The sequence below is a fragment of the Maritimibacter sp. HL-12 genome, assembly GCF_900177545.1.
Classification (GTDB): domain Bacteria; phylum Pseudomonadota; class Alphaproteobacteria; order Rhodobacterales; family Rhodobacteraceae; genus Sinisalibacter.
This window is the reverse complement of record NZ_FXBQ01000001.1, coordinates 1010122-1030605: the sequence shown is the minus strand read 5'-3', so window position 1 is coordinate 1030605 and position 20484 is coordinate 1010122. Positions and strand designations below refer to the sequence as shown.

At 61.9% G+C, this 20484-nt stretch carries 16 protein-coding genes and 1 tRNA gene; 15 read left to right on the top strand and 2 right to left on the bottom strand.

The window, feature by feature from the left end; genetic code table 11:
• The first annotated feature begins 356 nt into the window (after positions 1–356).
• From B9Y97_RS05195 to B9Y97_RS05140, 13 genes are all read left to right on the top strand, one after another.
• A complete protein-coding gene (locus B9Y97_RS05195; RefSeq protein ID WP_085525747.1) occupies positions 357–3410 on the top strand; it encodes a Hint domain-containing protein in 3054 nt (1017 codons plus the stop codon).
• A 33-nt stretch (positions 3411–3443) separates the two neighbouring features.
• Positions 3444–4892 (top strand): TrkH family potassium uptake protein, encoded by a 1449-nt coding sequence (locus B9Y97_RS05190; protein ID WP_085525746.1) that lies wholly within the window; start codon positions 3444–3446, stop codon positions 4890–4892.
• A gap of 11 nt (positions 4893–4903) precedes the next feature.
• On the top strand, positions 4904–6019 hold the full coding sequence (locus B9Y97_RS05185) for a cystathionine gamma-lyase (RefSeq protein ID WP_085525745.1): 1116 nt from the start codon (positions 4904–4906) through the stop codon (positions 6017–6019).
• 140 nt (positions 6020–6159) lie between these two features.
• Positions 6160–7503, top strand: coding sequence for a mechanosensitive ion channel family protein (locus B9Y97_RS05180; RefSeq protein ID WP_085525744.1), 1344 nt, complete (start codon positions 6160–6162; stop codon positions 7501–7503).
• Between the two features lie 64 nt (positions 7504–7567).
• Positions 7568–7642 (top strand) — tRNA-Gln (locus tag B9Y97_RS05175).
• A 122-nt stretch (positions 7643–7764) separates the two neighbouring features.
• A complete protein-coding gene (locus B9Y97_RS18090) occupies positions 7765–7941 on the top strand; it encodes a hypothetical protein (protein WP_176224309.1) in 177 nt (58 codons plus the stop codon).
• Positions 7942–8297: 356 nt separating this feature from the next.
• On the top strand, positions 8298–9152 hold the full coding sequence (locus B9Y97_RS05170) for a transporter substrate-binding domain-containing protein (RefSeq protein WP_085525743.1): 855 nt from the start codon (positions 8298–8300) through the stop codon (positions 9150–9152).
• Positions 9153–9211: 59 nt separating this feature from the next.
• The gene (gene ehuC, locus B9Y97_RS05165) at positions 9212–9877 is read left to right on the top strand and encodes an ectoine/hydroxyectoine ABC transporter permease subunit EhuC (protein ID WP_085525742.1); all 666 of its coding nucleotides are present in this window, start codon (positions 9212–9214) and stop codon (positions 9875–9877) included.
• A 7-nt stretch (positions 9878–9884) separates the two neighbouring features.
• The gene (gene ehuD, locus B9Y97_RS05160; protein WP_085525741.1) at positions 9885–10559 is read left to right on the top strand and encodes an ectoine/hydroxyectoine ABC transporter permease subunit EhuD; all 675 of its coding nucleotides are present in this window, start codon (positions 9885–9887) and stop codon (positions 10557–10559) included.
• Between the two features lie 14 nt (positions 10560–10573).
• Positions 10574–11380 (top strand): ectoine/hydroxyectoine ABC transporter ATP-binding protein EhuA, encoded by an 807-nt coding sequence (gene ehuA / locus B9Y97_RS05155; protein ID WP_085525740.1) that lies wholly within the window; start codon positions 10574–10576, stop codon positions 11378–11380.
• The gene (locus B9Y97_RS05150) at positions 11322–12923 is read left to right on the top strand and encodes a pyridoxal-phosphate dependent enzyme (RefSeq protein WP_254900856.1); all 1602 of its coding nucleotides are present in this window, start codon (positions 11322–11324) and stop codon (positions 12921–12923) included. Before ehuA ends, B9Y97_RS05150 begins: the two co-directional genes overlap by 59 nt.
• Positions 12920–15226, top strand: coding sequence for a molybdopterin guanine dinucleotide-containing S/N-oxide reductase (locus B9Y97_RS05145; protein ID WP_085525738.1), 2307 nt, complete (start codon positions 12920–12922; stop codon positions 15224–15226). The genes B9Y97_RS05150 and B9Y97_RS05145 overlap by 4 nt, the downstream gene beginning before the upstream one ends.
• A gap of 282 nt (positions 15227–15508) precedes the next feature.
• Positions 15509–15973 carry an Lrp/AsnC family transcriptional regulator gene (locus B9Y97_RS05140; RefSeq protein ID WP_139828231.1) on the top strand — a complete coding sequence of 155 codons (465 nt, stop codon included), beginning with the start codon at positions 15509–15511 and terminating at the stop codon, positions 15971–15973.
• A gap of 20 nt (positions 15974–15993) precedes the next feature.
• Here the strand turns inward: B9Y97_RS05140 and B9Y97_RS05135 are convergent, their stop codons facing one another.
• Complete coding sequence (locus tag B9Y97_RS05135) at positions 15994–17151, bottom strand: amidohydrolase (RefSeq protein WP_085528112.1); 1158 nt, start codon at positions 17149–17151, stop codon at positions 15994–15996.
• Positions 17152–17373: 222 nt separating this feature from the next.
• Between B9Y97_RS05135 and B9Y97_RS05130 the strand changes: the two genes are divergently transcribed.
• Together B9Y97_RS05130 and B9Y97_RS05125 are read left to right on the top strand one after the other, a co-directional pair.
• Entirely contained in the window at positions 17374–18462 is a 1089-nt protein-coding gene (locus B9Y97_RS05130; RefSeq protein WP_085525737.1) for a diaminopropionate ammonia-lyase, read from the top strand.
• A gap of 9 nt (positions 18463–18471) precedes the next feature.
• Positions 18472–19644: a M24 family metallopeptidase gene (locus B9Y97_RS05125; protein ID WP_254900855.1), complete on the top strand. Its 1173-nt coding sequence runs from the start codon at positions 18472–18474 to the stop codon at positions 19642–19644.
• 219 nt (positions 19645–19863) lie between these two features.
• Here B9Y97_RS05125 and B9Y97_RS18085 read toward each other — a convergent pair.
• A partial coding sequence (locus B9Y97_RS18085) for a hypothetical protein (RefSeq protein WP_217809440.1) occupies positions 19864–20484 on the bottom strand: 621 nt, incomplete at its 5' end.

Below are 20484 nucleotides of genomic sequence, written 5' to 3'. Positions count from 1 at the left end.
GCCGCCCGCCGGGGCTGACCGACGAAACCTCCCCGAAGTCAGCCTCGGGCAGGGTGCGACATCTTGTCAAGTCTGAGGGCAATGGGCCAGTTTTGCGAAACTGCCGTGGTTCGGTCCAAATCAAGTCAAATCCGAGCCATTTTGACGTGAGAGTTCACGTTCACTGAATGCTTTTTCGTGCAGACTGCCGGTCGGGCCTGGGCGTGTGGAAGGTGGTTTCCGGTGACCCAACCGGCTGGACATCGAACGGGGCCACCTGGCTCCGCGAGGGCTTCGGTGCGCCGCCGTGGCGTTACCGCCGCCTCGTGCCGCCGAACCGGGGCAGGACTGCACATGTATAGTGCGAGGGTGTGACCATGCCGACGACTTTTGATATTTTCTACCTCGGCATCGGCCCGGAATTCGACACCGTCGAGGGCAATCATACCTCGGAAAACCACACTGCGTTGAACGGCTTGTCCTTCGGTGGCGGTGCCGATCCGCTGTATCAGAACGTCCAGACCCTTGCGCCCGATCCGGTGCAGGGTCCGGGGACCGACGGCGACGCCACCGCCTATGCCGCAGACAATGCCGCCGCCAACGAGCGTTTCCAGATCGACGGCGGCGCGCCGCAAACCTTCGACGCGCTGATGGTCTATGCCGATACGGTCGTGACCTATACCGATGGCACCACGGCGATGATCGAAGCCATCGTGATGCAGGACACCGACGGGCGGCTCTACCTGATCCCGACCGCCTCGGGGCCAAACGCCGACACCGAGACGCTGGAAGCCAAGCCGATCGAGGCGATCACGCTGGGGACCGCGCAGCCCGCGGGGGGCACTGGCGTCTATGGCATGTACGCCGACCGCTACCAGATGAACCTCAAGGACGAGATCGTGGAAGGCACCGGCGGCGGCGACCTGATCGACGCTGGCTATACCGACGACCCGGAGGGCGACCGTGTCGACAACGCCGACAATTTCGAGGGCAACGACGATGACGTGATCGAGGCCGGCGCCGGCGACGATACCGTTTACGCGGGGGCCGGCGACGATACCGTCTACGCGGGCGATGACGATGACCGCGTCGGTGGCCGCGCAGGCGATGACGCGCTTTTCGGTGAGGCCGGCGAAGATACGCTCGATGGCGGCGGCGGCACCGACACGATTGATGGCGGTGGTGGCCATGACGTGATCCATGGCGATGGCGTCACCCCCGCCGACGCGGTGCTGGTGGCGTTCGAGGATTTCGGGGATGGCGCGTCGGGCTGGACCGAAGCCAGCACCGACAGCGGGGGCGCGTTCGGTGACTTCCTCGGCCGTTTTGCCGGAACCGGAGGCGATTCCAGCGGTGGGGCGCTGACCGAAAAGACATTCGATCTGGCCGATGGCTACAGCGCCGTTGTGGTCGAATTCGACCTCTACATCCTCGACAGCTGGGATGCCGACAATCCGACCTTCAGCGTCGGGCCGGAAGGCGATGCCTTTCAACTCTACGTCAATGGCGAACAGATCGCCAACGAGATGTTCTCGTGGAACGACGCCAGCTTCGACGGCGACCGGAGCGGCACGATCACCGCCGGCGGCGTCGATTACAGCTACAACTTCGTGCAGGCCGAGAGCGGCGATCTTGGGTTTTCGAGCGATTGGGAGGACCAGATCTGGCACGTCCGGCTGGAGGCGGAGGATTACACCGACGACCAGATCACCCTCGGTTTCGGGTCGACGACGAACCTGAGTGTCGACGACGAATCCCTCGGGATCGACAACCTTCATGTCGTCTCGACCAACGATACCTCGGTCGATGTCACCGAGGCTGGCGGGCATGACCTGCTTTTCGGTGGCGACGGCGATGATACGATCTACGGCGGCGCGGGCGACAACACCATCGACGGCGGCGAAGGCGATGACCTGATCGACGACGCCCCGGGCGCAATCCTTTCGGGCAACGACGACCTCGACGGCGGCATGGGCAACGACACCATCTATGCCGGGGGCGGGGCCGATACGGTGCTTGGCGGTGCGGGCGATGACCTGATCCTTGGCGAGTCCGGTGACAACCTGATCGACGGCGGCACCGGCGACGATACGATCTGGAGCGGGTCGGGCGACGATTCAATCACGGGCGGCGACGATGCCGACACCGTCGTGCTTCAGGATGGGTACGGCTCCGATACCATCGAAGGCGGCGAGGGCGGCACCGACCGGGACGCGATCGACGCCAGCGCGCTCACCGGCGACAGCACGCTCACCTTCACCGGCGACGAAGCGGGCACGCTGGCATCGGGACCCGACGGCGCGGCATTCATCGAGATCGAAGAGGTCCGCCTCGGTTCGGGCGACGATACCATCGACGCCTCCGCGACCTCGGGCGGCGTGGAGGTTGACGCGGGCGAGGGCGATGACCTCATCACCGGCGGATCGGGCGGCGATAGCCTCGCGGGGGGCAGCGGCGCGGACACGATCGCAGGCGGCGATGGCGACGATTTGCTCAGCGGCGGTGCGGGGGACGATCTGTTCGCGTTTGCCGACGGTAACGGTGGCAACGTCGTTTCGGATTTCGACATGGCGGACGCCGATGACGACGGTTTCACCAACGACCAACTGGATGTGTCGGACCTGACCGACGAAGACGGCAATCCGGTCAAGTCCAGTGATGTCGAGGTTTCGGACGATGGCTCGGGGAACGCGGTGCTCACCTTCCCGGGCGGTACCAGCGTGACGCTGCTCGGGGTCGATCCCGATGCGCTTGATGCCGGAAGGCTCTATTCGATGGGGGTGCCCTGCTTCACGGCAGGCACCCGCATCGCCACGCCGGGAGGTCCGCGTGCGGTGGAAAGCCTCAAGCCCGGCGATCTGGTCTCGACCTTCGATGGCGGGGCGTTGCCGGTGGTCTGGACCGGGCGGAGCGATCTTGATGCCGCGGCGATGACCGCAAGGCCCGATCTCCGCCCGGTGCGCATTCGCGCGGGTGCGCTTGGCAATGGGCGCGATCTCCTGCTTTCGCCGCAGCACCGGGTTGCGCTGGGCACCGCGGATCGGCCGGAAGGTTTCGTGCGGGCGCGTTGGCTGGCGGAGGATGGCGACGGGCGCTTCCGGTTCGCGAGGGGCAAGCGCGCCGCCGAGTATGTTCATGTCATGCTTCCGCGCCATGCCGTTGTGCTGGCGGAGGGTGCATTGGTGGAAAGTTTCTACCCTGGCCCGCAGGCGCTGGCGGCGCTCGATGTCTTTGCCAAGGCCCGTCTGTTCCTGCGCTTCCCGTCGCTCGCGGGCATCCGCAGCCCGGGCGACGCGCGTTTGCAATACGGGCCGCTTGCCCTGCCCGAACTGGAACGCCACGAGATGCTGGCCCTGATCCCGCTTCCGGGCGTGGCCCCGGTGCGCGGCTTGGGGCCGTGCCGGCAAGGACGCTCCGCCGCGGATGCTTGACACCGTGCGCGCGGCGCGCCAACGCTCTCGGCCATGATCGACATGCGCCCAGTGTTCTACGTTATCGGCCTCGTCGTCGCCATTCTCGGGGCGACCATGCTGGTGCCCATGGCGGTGGATCTTTACTACGACAGCGACGACTGGGCGGTGTTTCTCACCAGCGCGGTGATCACGGTGGTGGTTGGCGGCACCATGGCGATCGCAACCGCCAACAGCGCGGGGCCCGGGCTGACGATCCGGCAGACCTTTCTGCTCACAACCCTGATCTGGATCGCGTTGCCGCTGTTCGGCGCGCTCCCCTTCATCCTCGGTGAACTCGATGCCCGCCTGGTCGATGCCTTTTTCGAGGCGATGTCGGGGATGACCACAACCGGCTCGACGGTGTTTTCCGGTCTCGACGATCTGCCGGCCGGCCTGCTCCTGTGGCGCTCGATGCTACAATGGTTCGGCGGCATCGGCATCATCATCGTCGCGATGGTGTTCCTGCCCGAACTCAAGGTGGGCGGCATGCAGGTGTTTCGCACCGAGGCATTCGACACGATGGGCAAGGTGCTGCCCCGTGCCGTCGAGATCGCGGGACAGCTCATCTGGATTTATATCGGGCTGACAATGGCCAATGCGCTCGCCTATCTGGTTCTCGGCATGGGGCCGTTCGACGCGATCAACCATGCGCTGACGACGATGTCGACCGGCGGGTTCTCGACGCGCGATGCCAGCTTCGGGGCCTTCCAGGGACCGGCGGAATACGTCGCCTCGGTTTTCATGATCCTCGCGAGCCTGCCCTTCGTGCGCTACATCCAGATTGTCGCGGGCACCGCGCGGCCGATCTTCACCGATCCGCAGGTGCGCGCCTACCTCGGCGTGATCCTGACGCTGACGATCACCATGACGATCTTTCGTATGGTAGTGAACGCCGACAACTTCGAGCACGGCTTTCGCGAGGGGCTGTTCAACGTCACCTCGATCATCTCGGGCACCGGCTACGCCAGCACCGATTACCAGCTCTGGGGCACCTTTCCGATGGTGGCGTTCTTCTTCATCGGCCTGATCGGCGGCTGTGCCGGGTCGACCTCCTGCTCGGTCAAGGTGTTCCGCTACCAGTTGCTCTTCGCCGCTGTGAAGGCGCAGGTGCGCAGCATCCACTCGCCGCACGGCGTGTTCACGCCGCGCTACGACGGGCGGACGGTGGGCGAAGACGTGTTGTCTTCGGTCATGGTGTTCTTCGTGATGTTCGTGGTGTCGCTCGGTGTCTTGTCGGTGGCGCTGAGCCTGACCGGGCTTGACATGGTTACATCCATTTCCGGTGCCGCGACGGCGCTGGCCAATGTTGGCCCGGGACTTGGCGACATCATTGGCCCTTCGGGCAACTTCGCGCCGATCAACGATGCCGCCAAGTGGATCTTGATCGCGGCCATGCTGATCGGCCGACTTGAGTTGCTGTCGGTCTACGTGCTGTTCACGCTGCGGTTCTGGCGCAATTGAGGAGAGGCGATATGGACCACGACAAACCCGATGCGGCGGCACTTCTGCACCTGCGCGCGGCGGGGCTCGCGAAGGGCGACCCGCTGGCGCTGCCGATCACCCCGGCCTCGATGTTTTCGCTGCCCGGCGCGCCCGAGGCTGGCGTCGATGCCTATGGTCGGATGTCGAACCCGACATGGCGCGCGCTGGAAGAGGCGCTGGGCCATCTCGAAGGCGCGCCCGCGCTGGCCTTTCCCTCGGGCATGGCGGCGATTTGTGCGGCGCTGTTCGCCACCCTGAAAGCCGGTGACAGGCTGCTGCTGCCGGCCGATGGCTACTATACCCCCCGTGTTCTGGCCGACCGGTTTCTTGCCGGCCTCGGCATTGCCGTTGAAACCCGGGCCACGGCACGGATCGCTGAGGGGGGCTTTGACGGCTTTCGCGCGGTTCTGATCGAAACCCCGTCGAACCCCGGGCTGGAGATCTGCGATCTTGCGGAGGTCACGGCGATGGTGCGCGGCGCGGGCGGCATTTCCATCGTCGACAACACCACGATGACGCCCTTCGGCCAGCGCCCGCTTGCCCTCGGTGCCGATATCGTGGTGGCGTCCGACACCAAGGCACCGGGCGGGCATTCCGACTTGTTGATGGGCCACGTGGCGAGCCACGACACCGGGCTCATGGACGGGGTGCGCGACTGGCGCACGCTGACGGGTTCGATCCCGAGCGCCTTCGATGCCTGGCTTCTGCATCGCAGCCTCGAAACGCTGGAGCTGCGCTTTGCGCGGATGTGTGACAGCGCGGGCGAGATCGCGGCGCGGCTGGCCGGGCATTCGGCGGTGCGGGCAGTGATCTATCCCGGCCTCGCAGGGCACCCGCAGCACGCGCTTGCCGACCGCCAGATGCGGCGCGCGGGGTTCTTGATCGGTGTCGTGCTCGATGACGCGGCGGCAGCGGATCGGTTCATCGCCGCCTGTCCCCTGGTCGAGCCGACAACCTCGTTTGGCGGCGTCCATACGACGGCCGAGCGGCGCGCGCGCTGGGGAGATGCGGTGCCCGACGGTTTCCTGCGGCTTTCGGTGGGGACCGAACCTGTCGACGCGCTCTGGACGGCGATCGACGAAGCGCTGCAGGATGCGACGATCTGAAGCGACCGGCGGGAACCTTGCGCAAGGGGGCCCGACATTTCGGGCGGCGCATGGGGCAATCGACGCTCAACGGCAGCTTGCGGGCTGGATATCGGCACGGATTGCCGTAATCTCACGGCAGAATCCGAAGGGAAATCCCAATGAACCTGTTGCGTTACGTGCTGGTGAGTCTGTTGCTCGTGATCGCCGCGCCGGTTCAGGCGCAAGACGGCACGATCACCACCGAGGAAGGCGCGAGCTCGGCGGTGCAGGCACAATCCGATGCCGCCATCGCGACACGTATTCGCGACATCATTCATGAACTCGAAGGCTATGAAGATGTGACCGTCGCGGTGAAGGCCGGTGTGGTCACGCTGCGTGGCACGACGCTCGACGCGGGCCTGGTCGAAGAACTCGGGCGGCTGACCGCGCGGGTCAATGGCGTGGTGGCGGTGGAAAACCGGGTCACCTTGTCGACCTCGGTGGCCGACCGGCTCACGCCCGCCAAGGACCGGCTGCTCAGCCGGGCGCAGCAGGGGGTGGCCTACCTGCCGCTGGTGGCGGTTGCGCTCCTGGCCTTCGTGGTGGTGACATGGATCGGGGTGATCCTCGCGCAGTTTCGCCAACCTTGGGACAGGCTGGCCCCGAATGCCTTCATTGCCGAGCTTTTCCGCACATTCGTAAGGCTCGCAGCCGTGATCGCCGGGGTTGTCGTGGCGCTCGATATCCTCGGGGCCTCGGCGTTGCTTTCGACCATCCTCGGGGCCGCCGGGATCGTTGGCCTCGCCATCGGTTTTGCCGTCCGCGACACGGTGGAGAATTTCATCGCCTCGGTGCTGCTGTCGATCCGCCAGCCATTCCGGCCGAACGACGCCATCGAGATCGGCGGCGACGAGGGCAAGGTGATCCGGCTCACCAGCCGGGCGACGATCTTGCTGTCATGGGACGGCAACCAGATCCGCATTCCCAACTCGACCGTGTTCAAGAGCCGGATCGTGAACTATTCGCGCAACCCAGAACGGCGGTTCAAGATTGATTTCGGGGTCGCCTACGGTACCGATCTCGTGGTGGCCAAGACGCTCGCGGAAGAGACGGTTGCGGGTCTGCCCTTCGTGCTGAAAATCCCGACGACCATGGCCTGGACGACGACGTTGAACGGTTCCGATATCGGGATGACCGTGGTCGGCTGGATCGACCAGCGCGAGACAGGGCTCGATGCGGCCCGCTCGGAGGCGATCCGGCAACTGCTGATCGCCTTCGACAAGGCCGGGATCGAGATGCCGGAACCGACCTACCGCCTGCTCACGCGGGCGAGCAGCGAGGTGCCGGTGCCGCCGATGCAGGCCGAGCCCGTTACCCCGCAAGCGAAAGCCGCGCCACCCGCGGGCGACGCGGTGCAGACCGCCCCCGCGATCGCCGAGCAGGAGCTTGAGGAATTGATCAAGGAAGAGCGGCACAAGACCGAGACCAAGGACTTGCTGGCGGAATCTGCGAAGCAGGAATAGCGGCCTTTGGAGCGGATTTTGGGTTGCGCGCTCCTGTGGCTTTGAGTAGGAACACGCGCACCGTTGGGGTGTAGCCAAGTGGTAAGGCAGCGGTTTTTGGTACCGTGTACCGTAGGTTCGAATCCTACCACCCCAGCCAGCACAGCTAAATTAAATGAAATCAACGACATAAACGGGTCTGCCCGCTCAGGCCGTAGCAGCTTTTCACAGCAGTTTTCCGTTGCAGATTTGGCCCCTGAAGGCTCGGTTCGCCGCGTTTGAATGGCGCAAACATTCAGTGGCAGCGTGAGTCGCCCGGTGTCCTTCGTGCCGATCATCGACGGTGCCTTCCGCTGGGATCGCTGGGCTGCCCCGAAGACCAACGGCCCGTTCGACCATCACGCAGCCCGCATCGGCGATGACCTGGTCCGCTTCGTCTATGGCGAGCATTTCCCTTAACTCGCCTCCTTCCGGGAGAGCGCCGAGGGGCCCCGGACGGTCCATTGCATGATCGGCGCGGTCTTCACCGAGTTGCGCACCAAGTTTCCGCTTCGGGCTGCTAGCAGACCTCGGCTGCGGGGAAAATCGAACTCTTTTGAACGATTCGCGAAATTGTCCGCTCAATCTCGAAGACTCCGCTCTGACATAACCCGATCAATTATCCCCAATTTATGAGAAGCAGGCATCACATAGACCATGAATACGAAGAAAATACTGCTGAATTGGCCATATAGTGAAAGTGGAGTTCGCTCGCAGAAGCGACCAGACCGAGCGATGGGCCAAAAGGCTTTCGCAAAAAACAGAGAGGATCATTCATGAATATCATTCTGAAATCAGCCGTTGCGTCGGTTGTCGGGGGGGCGATCCTGTTGTCCGCTTCGGTGGCTGCATCCGCTGACGAACTGACTGACCGTATCAACTCCGGAGAGCCGATCCGGCTGGGTTTCGCCACGGCCATCCCTTGGGCCTATCCCGGTGACAACGCTGAGCCCCTGGGATTTGTAAATGCGTTGACGCTGGTTGTGCTCGAAGAAATGGGGATCACCAACTACGAGACCTCCGTGAACGAATGGGCCGGTCTTATTCCAGGGCTTCAGGCCAATCGCTACGACATCGTCACCGGCGGCATGTACATCCTGAAGAGTCGTTGCGAAAACATGAACTTCTCGGATCCGATCGGCATCTTTGGCGACGCGATGCTGGTGCCGGCCGGAAACCCCATGGACATCCACAACTACCAGGACGTTATTGAGACCGGCGCGACGCTGGTGACCGGCGCCGGCTTCAACACCGTCGAGGCGGCAAAAAAAGAGGGCGTTCCGGAAAGCCAGATGATGCTGGTTGCCGGTGAGGTCGAAATCCTTGCAGCGATGAATGCAGGTCGCGCGGATGTGGCCGTCCAGACCTTCTTTGGCGCAAAAGAACATGTCGACAAGTCAGACGGCCGGTTTGACGTGACCGATCCGGCCGACATGCCGGATTGGACTCAGAACTGGGTCGGTGTCGGCTTCCGCAAGTCCGACACGGATTTTCTGGCGGCCTTCAACGAGGCCATGGCCAAAGTTATCGGCAGCGAGAAGTGGATGGCTGCAGTGGCCCCTTATGGATACACCGAATTCCAGTTGCCGGGTCCGAATGCATCGACCGCTTTTGCCTGCGCCAACCGCTGATCACTTAGGAATTGTGTCAGGCGGCCCCGTCGCCTGGCACTCCTATCGGGAGCACCACCGTGAGCTACTGGGAATTCCTGGCGGAATATCTTCCAAAACTTGCCAGCGGCGCGCTCATGACCATCGGGGTCATGATCTGCGCGACTCTCCTGGCCGCTGCAATCTCGATACTCTTCGGCCTGATGCGGCTGTCGCGCAACTGGGCCTTCCAAGGACCGGCCACCGTCTATATCGAGTTTTTTCGCGGAACGTCGCTGTTGGTGCAGCTTTACTGGATCTATTACGTTCTGCCGCTGATGGGCCTGACGCTGACGCCATTCGTCTCGGGGGTTCTTGCGCTGGGTTTGAATTTCGGGGCGTACGGAGCCGAGATCGTTCGCGGCGGAATCCAGTCAGTGCCGCGCGGCCAGTGGGAGGCTGCAAGGGCCCTGAACCTGTCCGTGTCACAGCAGATGCGGAGCATCATAATTCCGCAGACCTTCCCGATCGTCCTGCCACCGGTGGCAAATCTGACCGTTGAATTACTCAAGGCAACGGCGCTCGTTGCTTTGATTTCGGCGGTCGACCTGATGTTCGTCGCTAAGCAGATCAACGCCACCACGTGGCTTTCTGCTCAGACATTTGGAACCGCATTGCTGATTTATTACGTCATGGCGCGCATTGCACTGATCCCGTTCCTGCGGTGGCTCGAGGTACTTGCCGCCCGCAAGGTCGGCAAGGCATGAGGTCGGAATGATGGAATGGCGTTGGGACTTCACGTTTGAAATACTTCCACGGATGCTATGGGCCACCGGCAATACCCTTCTTGCCGCCGGCGTCGGGTATTTGATCGCGGTGGTGGTCGGACTCGTCCTGATGCTGGGGCAACGCACACCCTCCAGAATCATCAACGTGCTGGTGCGCGAGGCGGTGGAATTCATTCGCTCAACCCCGCTTCTCGTGCAGTTGTTTTTCGTTTTTTTTGTCGCGCCGCAGTTCGGGATCAAGCTGTCGGCCTGGAACTCGGCAATGCTGACCATCGGCCTGCACTTTGGAACGTACTTGTCCGAAGTTTACCGTGGCGCGCTGGAAGGTGTGCCAAAGGGGCAATGGGAGGCCTGCCGCGCGCTGAATTTCTCGACGGCCTATACTTATCGTCGTGTCGTGCTTCCGCAGGCTTTTCCGATCGCCCTGCCGGGTATGGGCAATTACCTGGTGGGCATATTCAAGGAAACGCCGTTGCTCGCCACGATCGGCGTTGCGGAATTGATGCATACGGCCAACGCTCTTGGAGCGGAAACCTATCGCTATCTTGAGCCCTATACGATGGTTGGGTTCATCTTCCTGATCATTTCACTTCCTACGGCCATGGGGCTGAGGCGGCTCGAGGCTGCCGTCTCCCGGGCGCAGGGCAATACGCACCTTTAAGGCGGTAGAATTCAATGGATACAATACACCCCCAGAAGATCGCCCAGGGTGGGCCGCTCGTGCGATTTGCCGATGTCACGAAAAGCTACGGTGACCTCACGGTACTGGACCGGCTGAACCTCGATATCGAGCAGAACGAGATGGTGTCGATCATCGGTCCCTCGGGGTCTGGCAAGACCACTGTTCTGCGCGTTTTGATGACACTGGAGACGATCAATGACGGGGTCATCTACGTGGACGGCGAACCGCTTACGCATATGCCCAAAGGGACGGGCCTCGAGTTTGCCAGCGAGAAATACCTTCGCGACAGGCGCTCCAAGATCGGCATGGTGTTCCAGCAGTTCAATCTGTTTCCGCACATGACTGCGCTTCAAAATTGTGTCGAAGCGCCGATGAAGGTGCTTGGGCTCAGCCGCGATCAAGCCGAGGATCGGGCGCTTGATCTGCTGAAACTGGTCGGGATGGAAGAAAAGAAGGATCATCATCCGTCGCGCCTGTCAGGCGGTCAGCAACAACGCGTCGCGATTGCCCGGGCGTTGGCGATGCGGCCCAAGGTCATGCTGCTGGACGAAGTGACCTCGGCACTTGATCCGGAGGTCATCGGCGAGGTTCTGAACGTCATCCGTTCGCTCAACAGCGAACACAGCCTGACGATGATCATGGTGACCCACCAGATGGGATTTGCCAGGGAAATCTCGGATCGGGTCTGTTTCTTCTACGAGGGGAAAATCGCCGAACAGGGGACCCCGGACCAATTGTTCGATGACCCGCAAAACGAACGCACCAAGCAGTTCCTGCACGCCGTTCTGGACGCGAACTGATCCCACCCATGTCGCGCTGACTTACAGCCACGTGCCAGAACAAGATAGAAAGGCCGGCGCCATGACCCCGGGGCTCGAGAACACGATTGTCGATCACGACGCCTATAGGCGCAATGTCGCGCACCTGCACGAACTCGGGGTCGTTCTGCCAAAGATATCGGAACTGGCCGATCCTGTCGGACAACTTTCAAGCAAGATGCATATGGTGGCCGACGTGGACCCCGATGTCGCCGACCCACGCAACCTGTTTCGCGTGCACTGGCACAACAGCCGCGACCGGAAAACCCTGAGTGCCGTGCCCGAGCACCTCGTCCTGGGCGAAGACCTGACCGGCGTGAAGGCCAGGATCGTGATCGCTCTTGGCAACCGCTTTCCGATGATCAACTGCCACAAGGTCCTCGCCGCGTATGGCTGCCTCATCCCACGACTGATATCGGGCGTGTTCGACGCGCCCCGACACCGGGCCGTCTGGCCCTCCACCGGCAATTACTGCCGCGGCGGCGTGGCAATAGCCAACCTTCTGGGCTGTCGCTCGGTCGCGGTGCTGCCCGAGGGGATGAGTCAGGAGCGGTTCGATTGGCTGAACTCATGGCTTGCCGACCCGAACGACATCTATCGCACGCCGGGAACCGAAAGCAACGTCAAGGAAATCTATGACGCTTGCCACGATCTCGCGCGAAGCTCCGAGAACCTTATTCTGAATCAGTTTGCCGAATACGGAAACTATATCATCCACCGCTCGGTTACCGGACCTGCGATGGAGCGGATTTTCCGCCATCTCGATCAGTCGAAAAATCTCAAAGCCCGGGCTTTCATCGCGGCGACGGGATCGGCAGGCACCATTGCCGCCGGTGATCACCTGAAGGCGTCCCTGGGCACTCAGATCGGGGTTATCGAGGCGCTTGAATGCCCGACATTGCTGTATAATGGATATGGCGAGCACAACATTCAGGGCATAGGCGACAAGCATGTGCCGCTTATTCATAATGTCATGAACGCCGATTTCGTGATTGGCGTCTCTGACCGCGCCAGCGATGGGTTGAACCTGGTTTTCAACACCGCCGCCGGGCGAAAGTTCCTTTCGAATTGCCGCGGAATCGGCCAGCATTCTATCTCTGATCTGGGAGATCTCGGCCTTTCGTCTCTGGCCAACGTCATCGGGGCAATCAAATACGCAAAGTACATGGATCTGGGTCCAGATGACGTCGTGATGACCGTGGCAACAGACGGTGCGGACCTCTACCGAACCGAACTGGGCATCGCTGAGCGGGAATACCATGTTGACGGTTTAGATACGGCGCGCGCCGCCGAGATCTTTGGCCGCGCAATCCTCGGCGCCGCCACTGACAACATGATTGAAATGAACCGCCGCGATCGGGAGCGTGTGTTCAACCTGGGGTATTATACCTGGGTCGAACAGCAAGGCATCACCCTTGCGGATTTCGACCGCCGCCGAGAACAGGCATTCTGGGATGGTCTGCTCGATTTGGGGCCTGTGTGGGACGGCATGATCGAAGCTTTCAATCGGGAGTCTGAGGGATGACAGATCGCCCGATTTTCCCTTTGACGGCAGCGCACTGGGGGGTTTATCGCGCCGAGGTTGAAGATGGCAGGTTAAAGGCGCTGCACCCCTTCGAACACGATCCCGATCCTTCGCCCATTGGTCAGGGATACTTGGGTGTGCTTGATGATCCGTTGCGCATCAAGGCACCGATGGTTCGCAAGGCTTGGCTCGAAAACGGGCCGGGCGCGGCGTCCGATCGCAACGGCGACGATGCTTTCGTCAGGGTAAGCTGGGAGACAGCGGAACAGCTTGTTGCCGATGAGTTGCGCCGCGTTTGCGCCGACTTCGGAAACCAGGCAATCTTCGGTGGCTCTTACGGATGGTCGTCCGCCGGCCGTTTCCACCATGCGCAAAGCCAGTTGCACCGGTTCCTGAATTGTGTTGGCGGCTACACCCGCTCGGTCAATTCCTATTCGCTCGCCGCAGGAGAGGTGATCCTGTCCCACGTTCTCGGCGGCGACGCTCGGTTCATTCATGCACCTACGCCCTGGCAGTCAGTCGTTGAACACACCGACTTGCTGGTGGCTTTTGGCGGCATGCCGCTCAGGAACGCCCAGATCAGCTCGGGCGGCACCGGCCGACATCGCGCGCGCGAGGCGCTTGAGCAGGCGAAGCGTGCGGGGGTCAGTTTCGTGAACATCTCGCCAATCCGCAGCGATGTAGCCGACGACCTCATGGCACAGTGGCTTCCGGCGCGGCCAGGAACCGACGTGGCCATCATGCTTGGTCTGGCTCACGAACTTGTTCGCAACGACTGGCACGATGCCGCATTTCTCGATCGCTACACGACCGGCTTCGACAAGTTCGCCGACTACCTGACAGGCAAGGCCGACGGTATTGCGAAAACGGCGGAATGGGCGGCAGGGATTGCCGATCTCCCGGCGGGGACACTCGAGGAACTCGCCATGCGAATGGCTCGGTCGCGCACGGTTATCTCGGTAAGCTGGGCACTGACACGCCAGGAGCACGGAGAACAGCCGTTCTGGATGGCCACCACGCTTGCGGCGATGCTGGGACAGATCGGATTGCCGGGCGGCGGGGTCGCTTTCGGCTATTGTGCGGCCAACTCCATTGGTAATGAACGACGCCCCGTCAGCTACGCGGCGTTGCCCCAGCTTGAGAACCCGGTCAAAGACTTCATTCCGGTCGCCCGGATCGCTGACATGTTGCTCAACCCGGGGGCAGAGTTCCAGTTCAATGGGCAGAGCCTGACATATCCCGATATCCGGCTGGTTTACTGGGCCGGGGGCAATCCCTTTCACCATCATCAGGATCTGACACGCCTGTGTGCCGCCTGGCAAAAACCGGAAACCGTCATCGTTCACGACTGGTGCTGGAATACACTTGCCAAGCGGGCCGACATCGTGCTGCCCTGCACGACCCCGCTTGAACGCGACGACATCATGTTGACACCGCGCGACCGATTCATCGTCAGGATGAAAACCGTTGTCCCGCCAATCGGCGCGGCCCGCAGCGATCACGACATCTTTCGCGCGATCGGCCGCAGGATGGGCGTGGAGCACCAGTTCACGGAAGGCCGCTCAACGGACGAATGGCTGGAATGGCTCTACCAGGAGAGCCGACACCGCGCATGCAAGGCGGGTATTGATCTGCCGGACTATCCGTCATTTTGCGAAATGGGCTGGTATGAGACCCCACCTCCAGCCGGATCGGCGGACGCTTTCAGCGCGTTTCGGAATGATCCCGATGGCGCCCCGCTGAACACGCCCAGCGGCAGGATAGAAATTGTCTCAAGCGCCATTGCGTCCTTCAAGAGCGCATCGGTATTGCCACATCCCGCTTGGCACGAGCCTGAAGAGTGGCTGGGCAATGCCGGTGACAGCTTTCCTTTTCACCTGATTTCCAGCCAGCCCCCCGACAAATTGCATTCGCAGCTTGACCATGGTCCGGTCAGCAAATCGGAAAAGCGCAATGGACGTTCGCCTATTCGCATGCATCCGTCCGACGCCAAAGTTCTGGGCATAGCCGAAGGAGATACGGTTCGCGTATACAACGCGCGCGGTGCCTGCCTTGCCACGGCGAAACGGGACAACGATCTGCTTCAAGGCGTTGTTCAGATGAGCACCGGCGCGTGGCTTGACGCGGTGCGGCAGGATGATGGTACCTTGCTTTGCCGTCACGGCAATCCCAACACCGTCACCCGCGACCGCGGAACGTCCGAATTGGCGCAGGGTCCGACAGCGCATTCCTGCCTCGTTGCCATCGAAAGGCACGAAGAGAGCGGCCCAATAGAAGCTTTTTTGCCACCGATCATCGAATGAGGTTCGTGGAGTGGAGGTTCAGTCCGTTGTGGACCATCACTCATCCGATGCGAGCGCGACACACAGTGCGGCGCGCAGGACGGTCAGCGGCGCAAAACGTTCGGCGAGGATGCAGGTTGCCCGTGTCCGGCATCGTGATGCCGGTTTTCGGCGGAATGTGCAGCAAGCTTGTTGGATTTAACTTGTTCATGATATCAAAGTATTAGTGACGATCTCATCGAATACTGGCTTGAACTTGATGTGGCCACATCAGAATTCAGGGCAAAGAGAGGCGAACGCGTTGTGAGAAATATAGACGATTCTGATCTGATAATCCTGCGCATGTTGCAGGCCAATGCGCGCGAGCGTCTCGAAACGATGGCTCATGAATCCGATTTGTCCGTGGCGACCGTGCAACGGCGAATTCGCGCATTTCGGGATGCGGGAATAATATCCGGCGAGGTAACGTTGGTGGAGCCCAAGGCCGTCGGCTATACAATGACCGTCGTGATCCTGGTTGAACTCGAGCGGGAAAGAATTGATCAGATTGATGCGTTTCGCCGCAAGGTGAAGGCTGAGCCACAGGTGCAGCAATGTTACTACATCACGGGCGACGCAGACTTCGCATTGATCGTCTTGGCAAAAGACATGGACGATTATGAAAAATTGACCCACCGGCTGTTCTTCGAGGATTCGAACGTCAAGAGGTTTCGGACATCAGTCGTGATGGGGCGCACCAAGATCAGCCTTGATGTTCCATTACTCTGACGCTTTGCCGCCTCTCGCTCTCATTGGAGATGCGCCTTCGCCAAGTTTGCCCAAAACAGCGCTCCGGTCTCCAGAATTCCGTCGTTGAAGGCATAAGAGGGGTTGTGGAGCGGCGCGCTGTCGCCATTGCCAAGAAAACAATAGGCACCGGGTCGCCTCTCGAGAAACAAACCGAAATCATCCGACGCCATGAGCGGCGAACAATCTCCATCGACAAGCCCGGCGCCGACGACCGATTCCGCCACCTTTTGCACAAATATCGCTTCCGCGCGCGTATTGCAGGTGGCACTGAATTCCCGGCTATACTCCATGATGCAAGTTGCGCCATGCGCGGCGCATATGCTTTCAGAAATCCGGCGCATGGATGTTTCGATTATACGGCTCACTTCTGGCCGGTAGCTACGTACATCACCGGTGAGCGTAACCTGCTCCGGCAGTATGTTGCGACCGCCGTCGGTGACGAAATCGGTTACCGAAACGACCGCTGGGGTCAGCGGGTCGAGGCTGCGCGAAACGATCGTCTGCAATGCCGTGACGATTTCAGCCGCCGTTGTGATTGCGTCGATCCCGCTTTGAGGCATGGCGGCATGAGTGCCTTTGCCAATCACCCGCAGGCTGAAATTGTCCTCACTCGCCATTATCGGGCCCTGTCGCACGGCGAAATGCCCCGCCGCGAGCCCCGGCAAGTTGTGAATCGCGAAAATGGCATCGACCGGAAAACGCCCGAACAGGTCGTCCGCAATCATGGCCCGCGCCCCTGTGCCCTGCTCCTCGTCGGGCTGGAAGACAAAAACCGCAGTTCCCTCAAAGCCGTCCTGAACCGCAAGAAGGTGCGCGCCGCCGAGCAGCATGGCCATGTGACCATCGTGCCCGCACGCGTGCATCCGGCCGCGATGAAGCGAGCGATGCCCGTGCGTGACATCCTCGGCAATCGGCAGGCCATCGAGTTCAGCGCGAAAGCCGATCGCCTTGGACCCGCTGCCCCGGCGCAACACGCCGACGACGCCGTTTCCGCCGATGCCGCGATGCACATCGAGCCCGGCCTCGCTCAATACCTGGGCGACGAAATCGGCGGTCTCATACTCCTGATTGCCAAGTTCAGGGCGCTGGTGCAAATGGTGACGCCACGTTTTCATCCGGGCCAGAAGGCCGTCCGGCATGTGTTGCGCAGCGATCATCTTTGATCCTTCGTTGAACTTTCGCGGCACCGGGGCAATCACCAATTGGCACCAGCAATGCAAGGGCGCCCATGCGGGTTCGGCACCGTAGCGCCACAAGCATATTTTTTCAGCTCTGCGTGATAGCCACACATCGCCCGCGGTCCTAGTTTGACTTGAAAATGTCACGACAACGCTCGCCCATGCGCAACGTTCCCGAATATTGGGATATATGATCGCTCCATGATGATCACCAACCCAAGACCGATTGAATCGCAGTCGCAACGCGCATTCAGAACTGATGCAGCGCGCCCTTTGTCGATGCTTGCCCAATGCCCTGTATATCAACCGTCCCCGTTGGACAGGATGCCGGAGCTTGCCGCGCATCTTGGCCTGGGTGCCGTCTGGATCAAGGACGAGACGCAACGGATGCGGCTTGGCAGTTTCAAGGCTCTGGGTGGCGTTTTTGCGGTTGCGCAGATGATACGGGACGCCGCGGGTGTTGACGATTTTGCCGCAGCAACGGCGCGGGCGTGCGCAGCGCAGATGACCTTCATTACAGCGAGCGCAGGCAACCACGGCCTGTCCGTTGCGGCTGGCGCTCGGATTTTTGGTGCGCACAGCGTGGTTGTTCTCGATGGTGCGGTTCCCGAAGGTTTTGCTGCGCGAATCCGAGCGCTGGGGGCTAAGGTGCGACGGGTTGCGGGCTCCTACGAAGATGCGGTTGCCTACGCGAGTGCGGCGGCTGCAGCAAATGACTGGATCTTGTTGGCGGATGGGTCGTGGCCCGGATACGTCGACAGGCCCGCGCTGGTGATGGAGGGTTACAGTGTGCTTGCGGAAGAATGCCGCCGGACCTTTTCCGACCGCGACACATGGCCCAGTCATGTTTTTATCCAGGCCGGTGTCGGCGGTCTGGCAGCCTCGCTTGCCGGGCATATCCGCGATAACTGGGCAGTGCAGCCCGTGATCGTGGTGGTCGAACCCGATAGCGCGGCGTGCCTCATGCAAAGCGTCCGTGCAGGCCGGTTGACACGTGCCGAGGGAGTTGCGTCTGCAATGGGCCGGCTTGATTGCAAGGATGCCTCGCTGATCGCCTTTGATGCTCTGTGGCAGGATGCGGATGCGTTCACCACCGTCACCGACGACCAGGCCAAAGATGCTGTCGCGCTGTACGCCCGGCACGGTATCGACACGACCCCCAGCGGGGCCGCGCCGCTTGCCGCACTTGCGGCGGCCGATCTGGACAGCGACTCACGGTGCTTGATCATCGCGACAGAAGGACCGGCCGGCGGCCGTCCAGCAACGGCGGATCGTTCAGATGAGCAATGAAGAGCCGCAATGGAAAGGATGACTGAGTGCGATCGGGGTTTTCCGCCCGCCGAATACCAGGGGCGGGTCGCGGCTCTGCAACATCGGATGACACTGGCGGGATTGGATGCGCTGCTGCTGACCACACCGGCCGACGTGTTCTACGTGACCGGATTTCTGACGCGGTTCTGGGAAAGCCCGGCGCGGCCGTGGTTTGTCATCGTTCCGGCTGACGGCGATCCGATCGCCGTGATCCCTTCGATCGGCGCCGATCTTATGCGCCGCACTTGGGTCACCGACATCCGAACCTGGGACGCGCCGCATCCCGCAGATGATGGCGTTAGCCTGCTGGCCGCCACGCTTCGTGAAGTGGTGCCGGAGCATGGGAAAATTGGTCTGCCAATGGGGGCGGAAACGCACCTGCGCATGCCGCTTGCCGATTACGGATCGGTGCTGAACATGGTCGCGCCGCGCGCGATCGTGGATGCCACCGCCGTCATGCATCGCGTGCGCGAAGTCAAATCCGAGGCAGAGATACGCAAAATCCGAAACGCCTGCCGTGTTGCGGATGCTGCCTTCGCGCGCGTGCCAGAGTTCGCAGGCGCAGGCCGCCCGCTCGATGAGGTATTCCGCGACTTCCAGATTGCGCTTCTTCAAGAAGGCGCTGATTGGGTTAGCTATGTCGCCGGCGGTGCCGCCCGGGGTGGCTATGGCGACGTGATCTCGCCCGCGGATGCACGTCCGTTGCAGCCGAACGATGTGTTGATGCTGGATACGGGTGCGGTGCGCGATGGTTACTTTTGCGACTTCAACCGTAATTTCGCCGTTGGTCATGCCGAAGACGCCGCCCGCCGTGCCCATGCTGCGCTTTTTGCGGCGACCGAAACCGCCATCGCCGCCGTCCGTCCTGGCATGAGCGCGGCCGAACTGCACCGCATCATCTCCGGGGCGTTGGTGGCGGAGGGCGCCACACCCTGCGCCGGGCGTTTGGGTCACGGGCTTGGCCTGACGCTGACCGAATGGCCCTCGCTGACGCCATTGGATCACACGTTATTGCGCGAGGACATGGTGCTTGCCATCGAGCCGGGCGTCGAGATAGCGCCTGGCCGGATCATGGTACATGAGGAAAATATCGTCATCCGCGCTACCCACGCTGAACTGCTGTCGAGCCGCGCATCCGCGAACTTGCCTGTCCTGACGTGACCGCGACGCCGATGATCGAGAGCGGCCGCATCGCCTTTCCTGGCGAAGCTCCTTGGTTGGCCGAGGTCAGGCGCGCGCTCATGTTGTTCCCGAAAGGCCGAAACGACGACCAGGTGGACAGTCTCACGCAGCTTCTCATGTAGCTGGACAAGCCGCGTTCCAGAACTGGCAGTGATGAGCCGGAGCCCGCGCGAAGGGGCTCCGGCCCGTCTGGCAGCGCTACTGCACTTCGATGATCCTGCGCGCGAGCACCTTCTGTGCCGGGATATCGAGGAAACGCAACTCGTAGGTGCCCGGCTCGTCCGGTAGCGACAGGCTCACCGGCGCATCGCTTTCGATCTTCACGGCCGTCAGCCATGTGAAGATCGCCTGGTCCGCACGGGCGATGGTGATGCGCTGGTCGTCACTGCGGTTCGCCGCGCTCCAGCCCACCTCGATCGTCGCCCCCGCCGCGGCGGCATCGGGGGCTTCGAGCGACGCACCGTCCTGCAACGGTGCATCCGCCGCCAACACCTCGATGGTCTGTCGCGCAAGGGTCCGCCCGCCTTCGTCGAGCACGTAGCGGACTTCGTAGAGACCGGTCTCCTCCGGCGCGCGCAATTCGCCTTCGGTCTTGTCCCGCACGCGGAGATGGGTGTCGCGGGTGCCTTCCTCGGCGCCCGTGGGCACGATGGTGACGTAGTCGATCTCCGAGACGGTGCCGGTCCAACTCACCTCTACGGTATCGCCCGCGCGGATCTTCTCGGGCGCGGTGAGACTCACCTCCGGTTCGGTGATCTCGATCGGCTGGGCGGCCAGCGTGCGGCCGCCCTCGTCGAGGACGTAGCGGACTTCGTACAT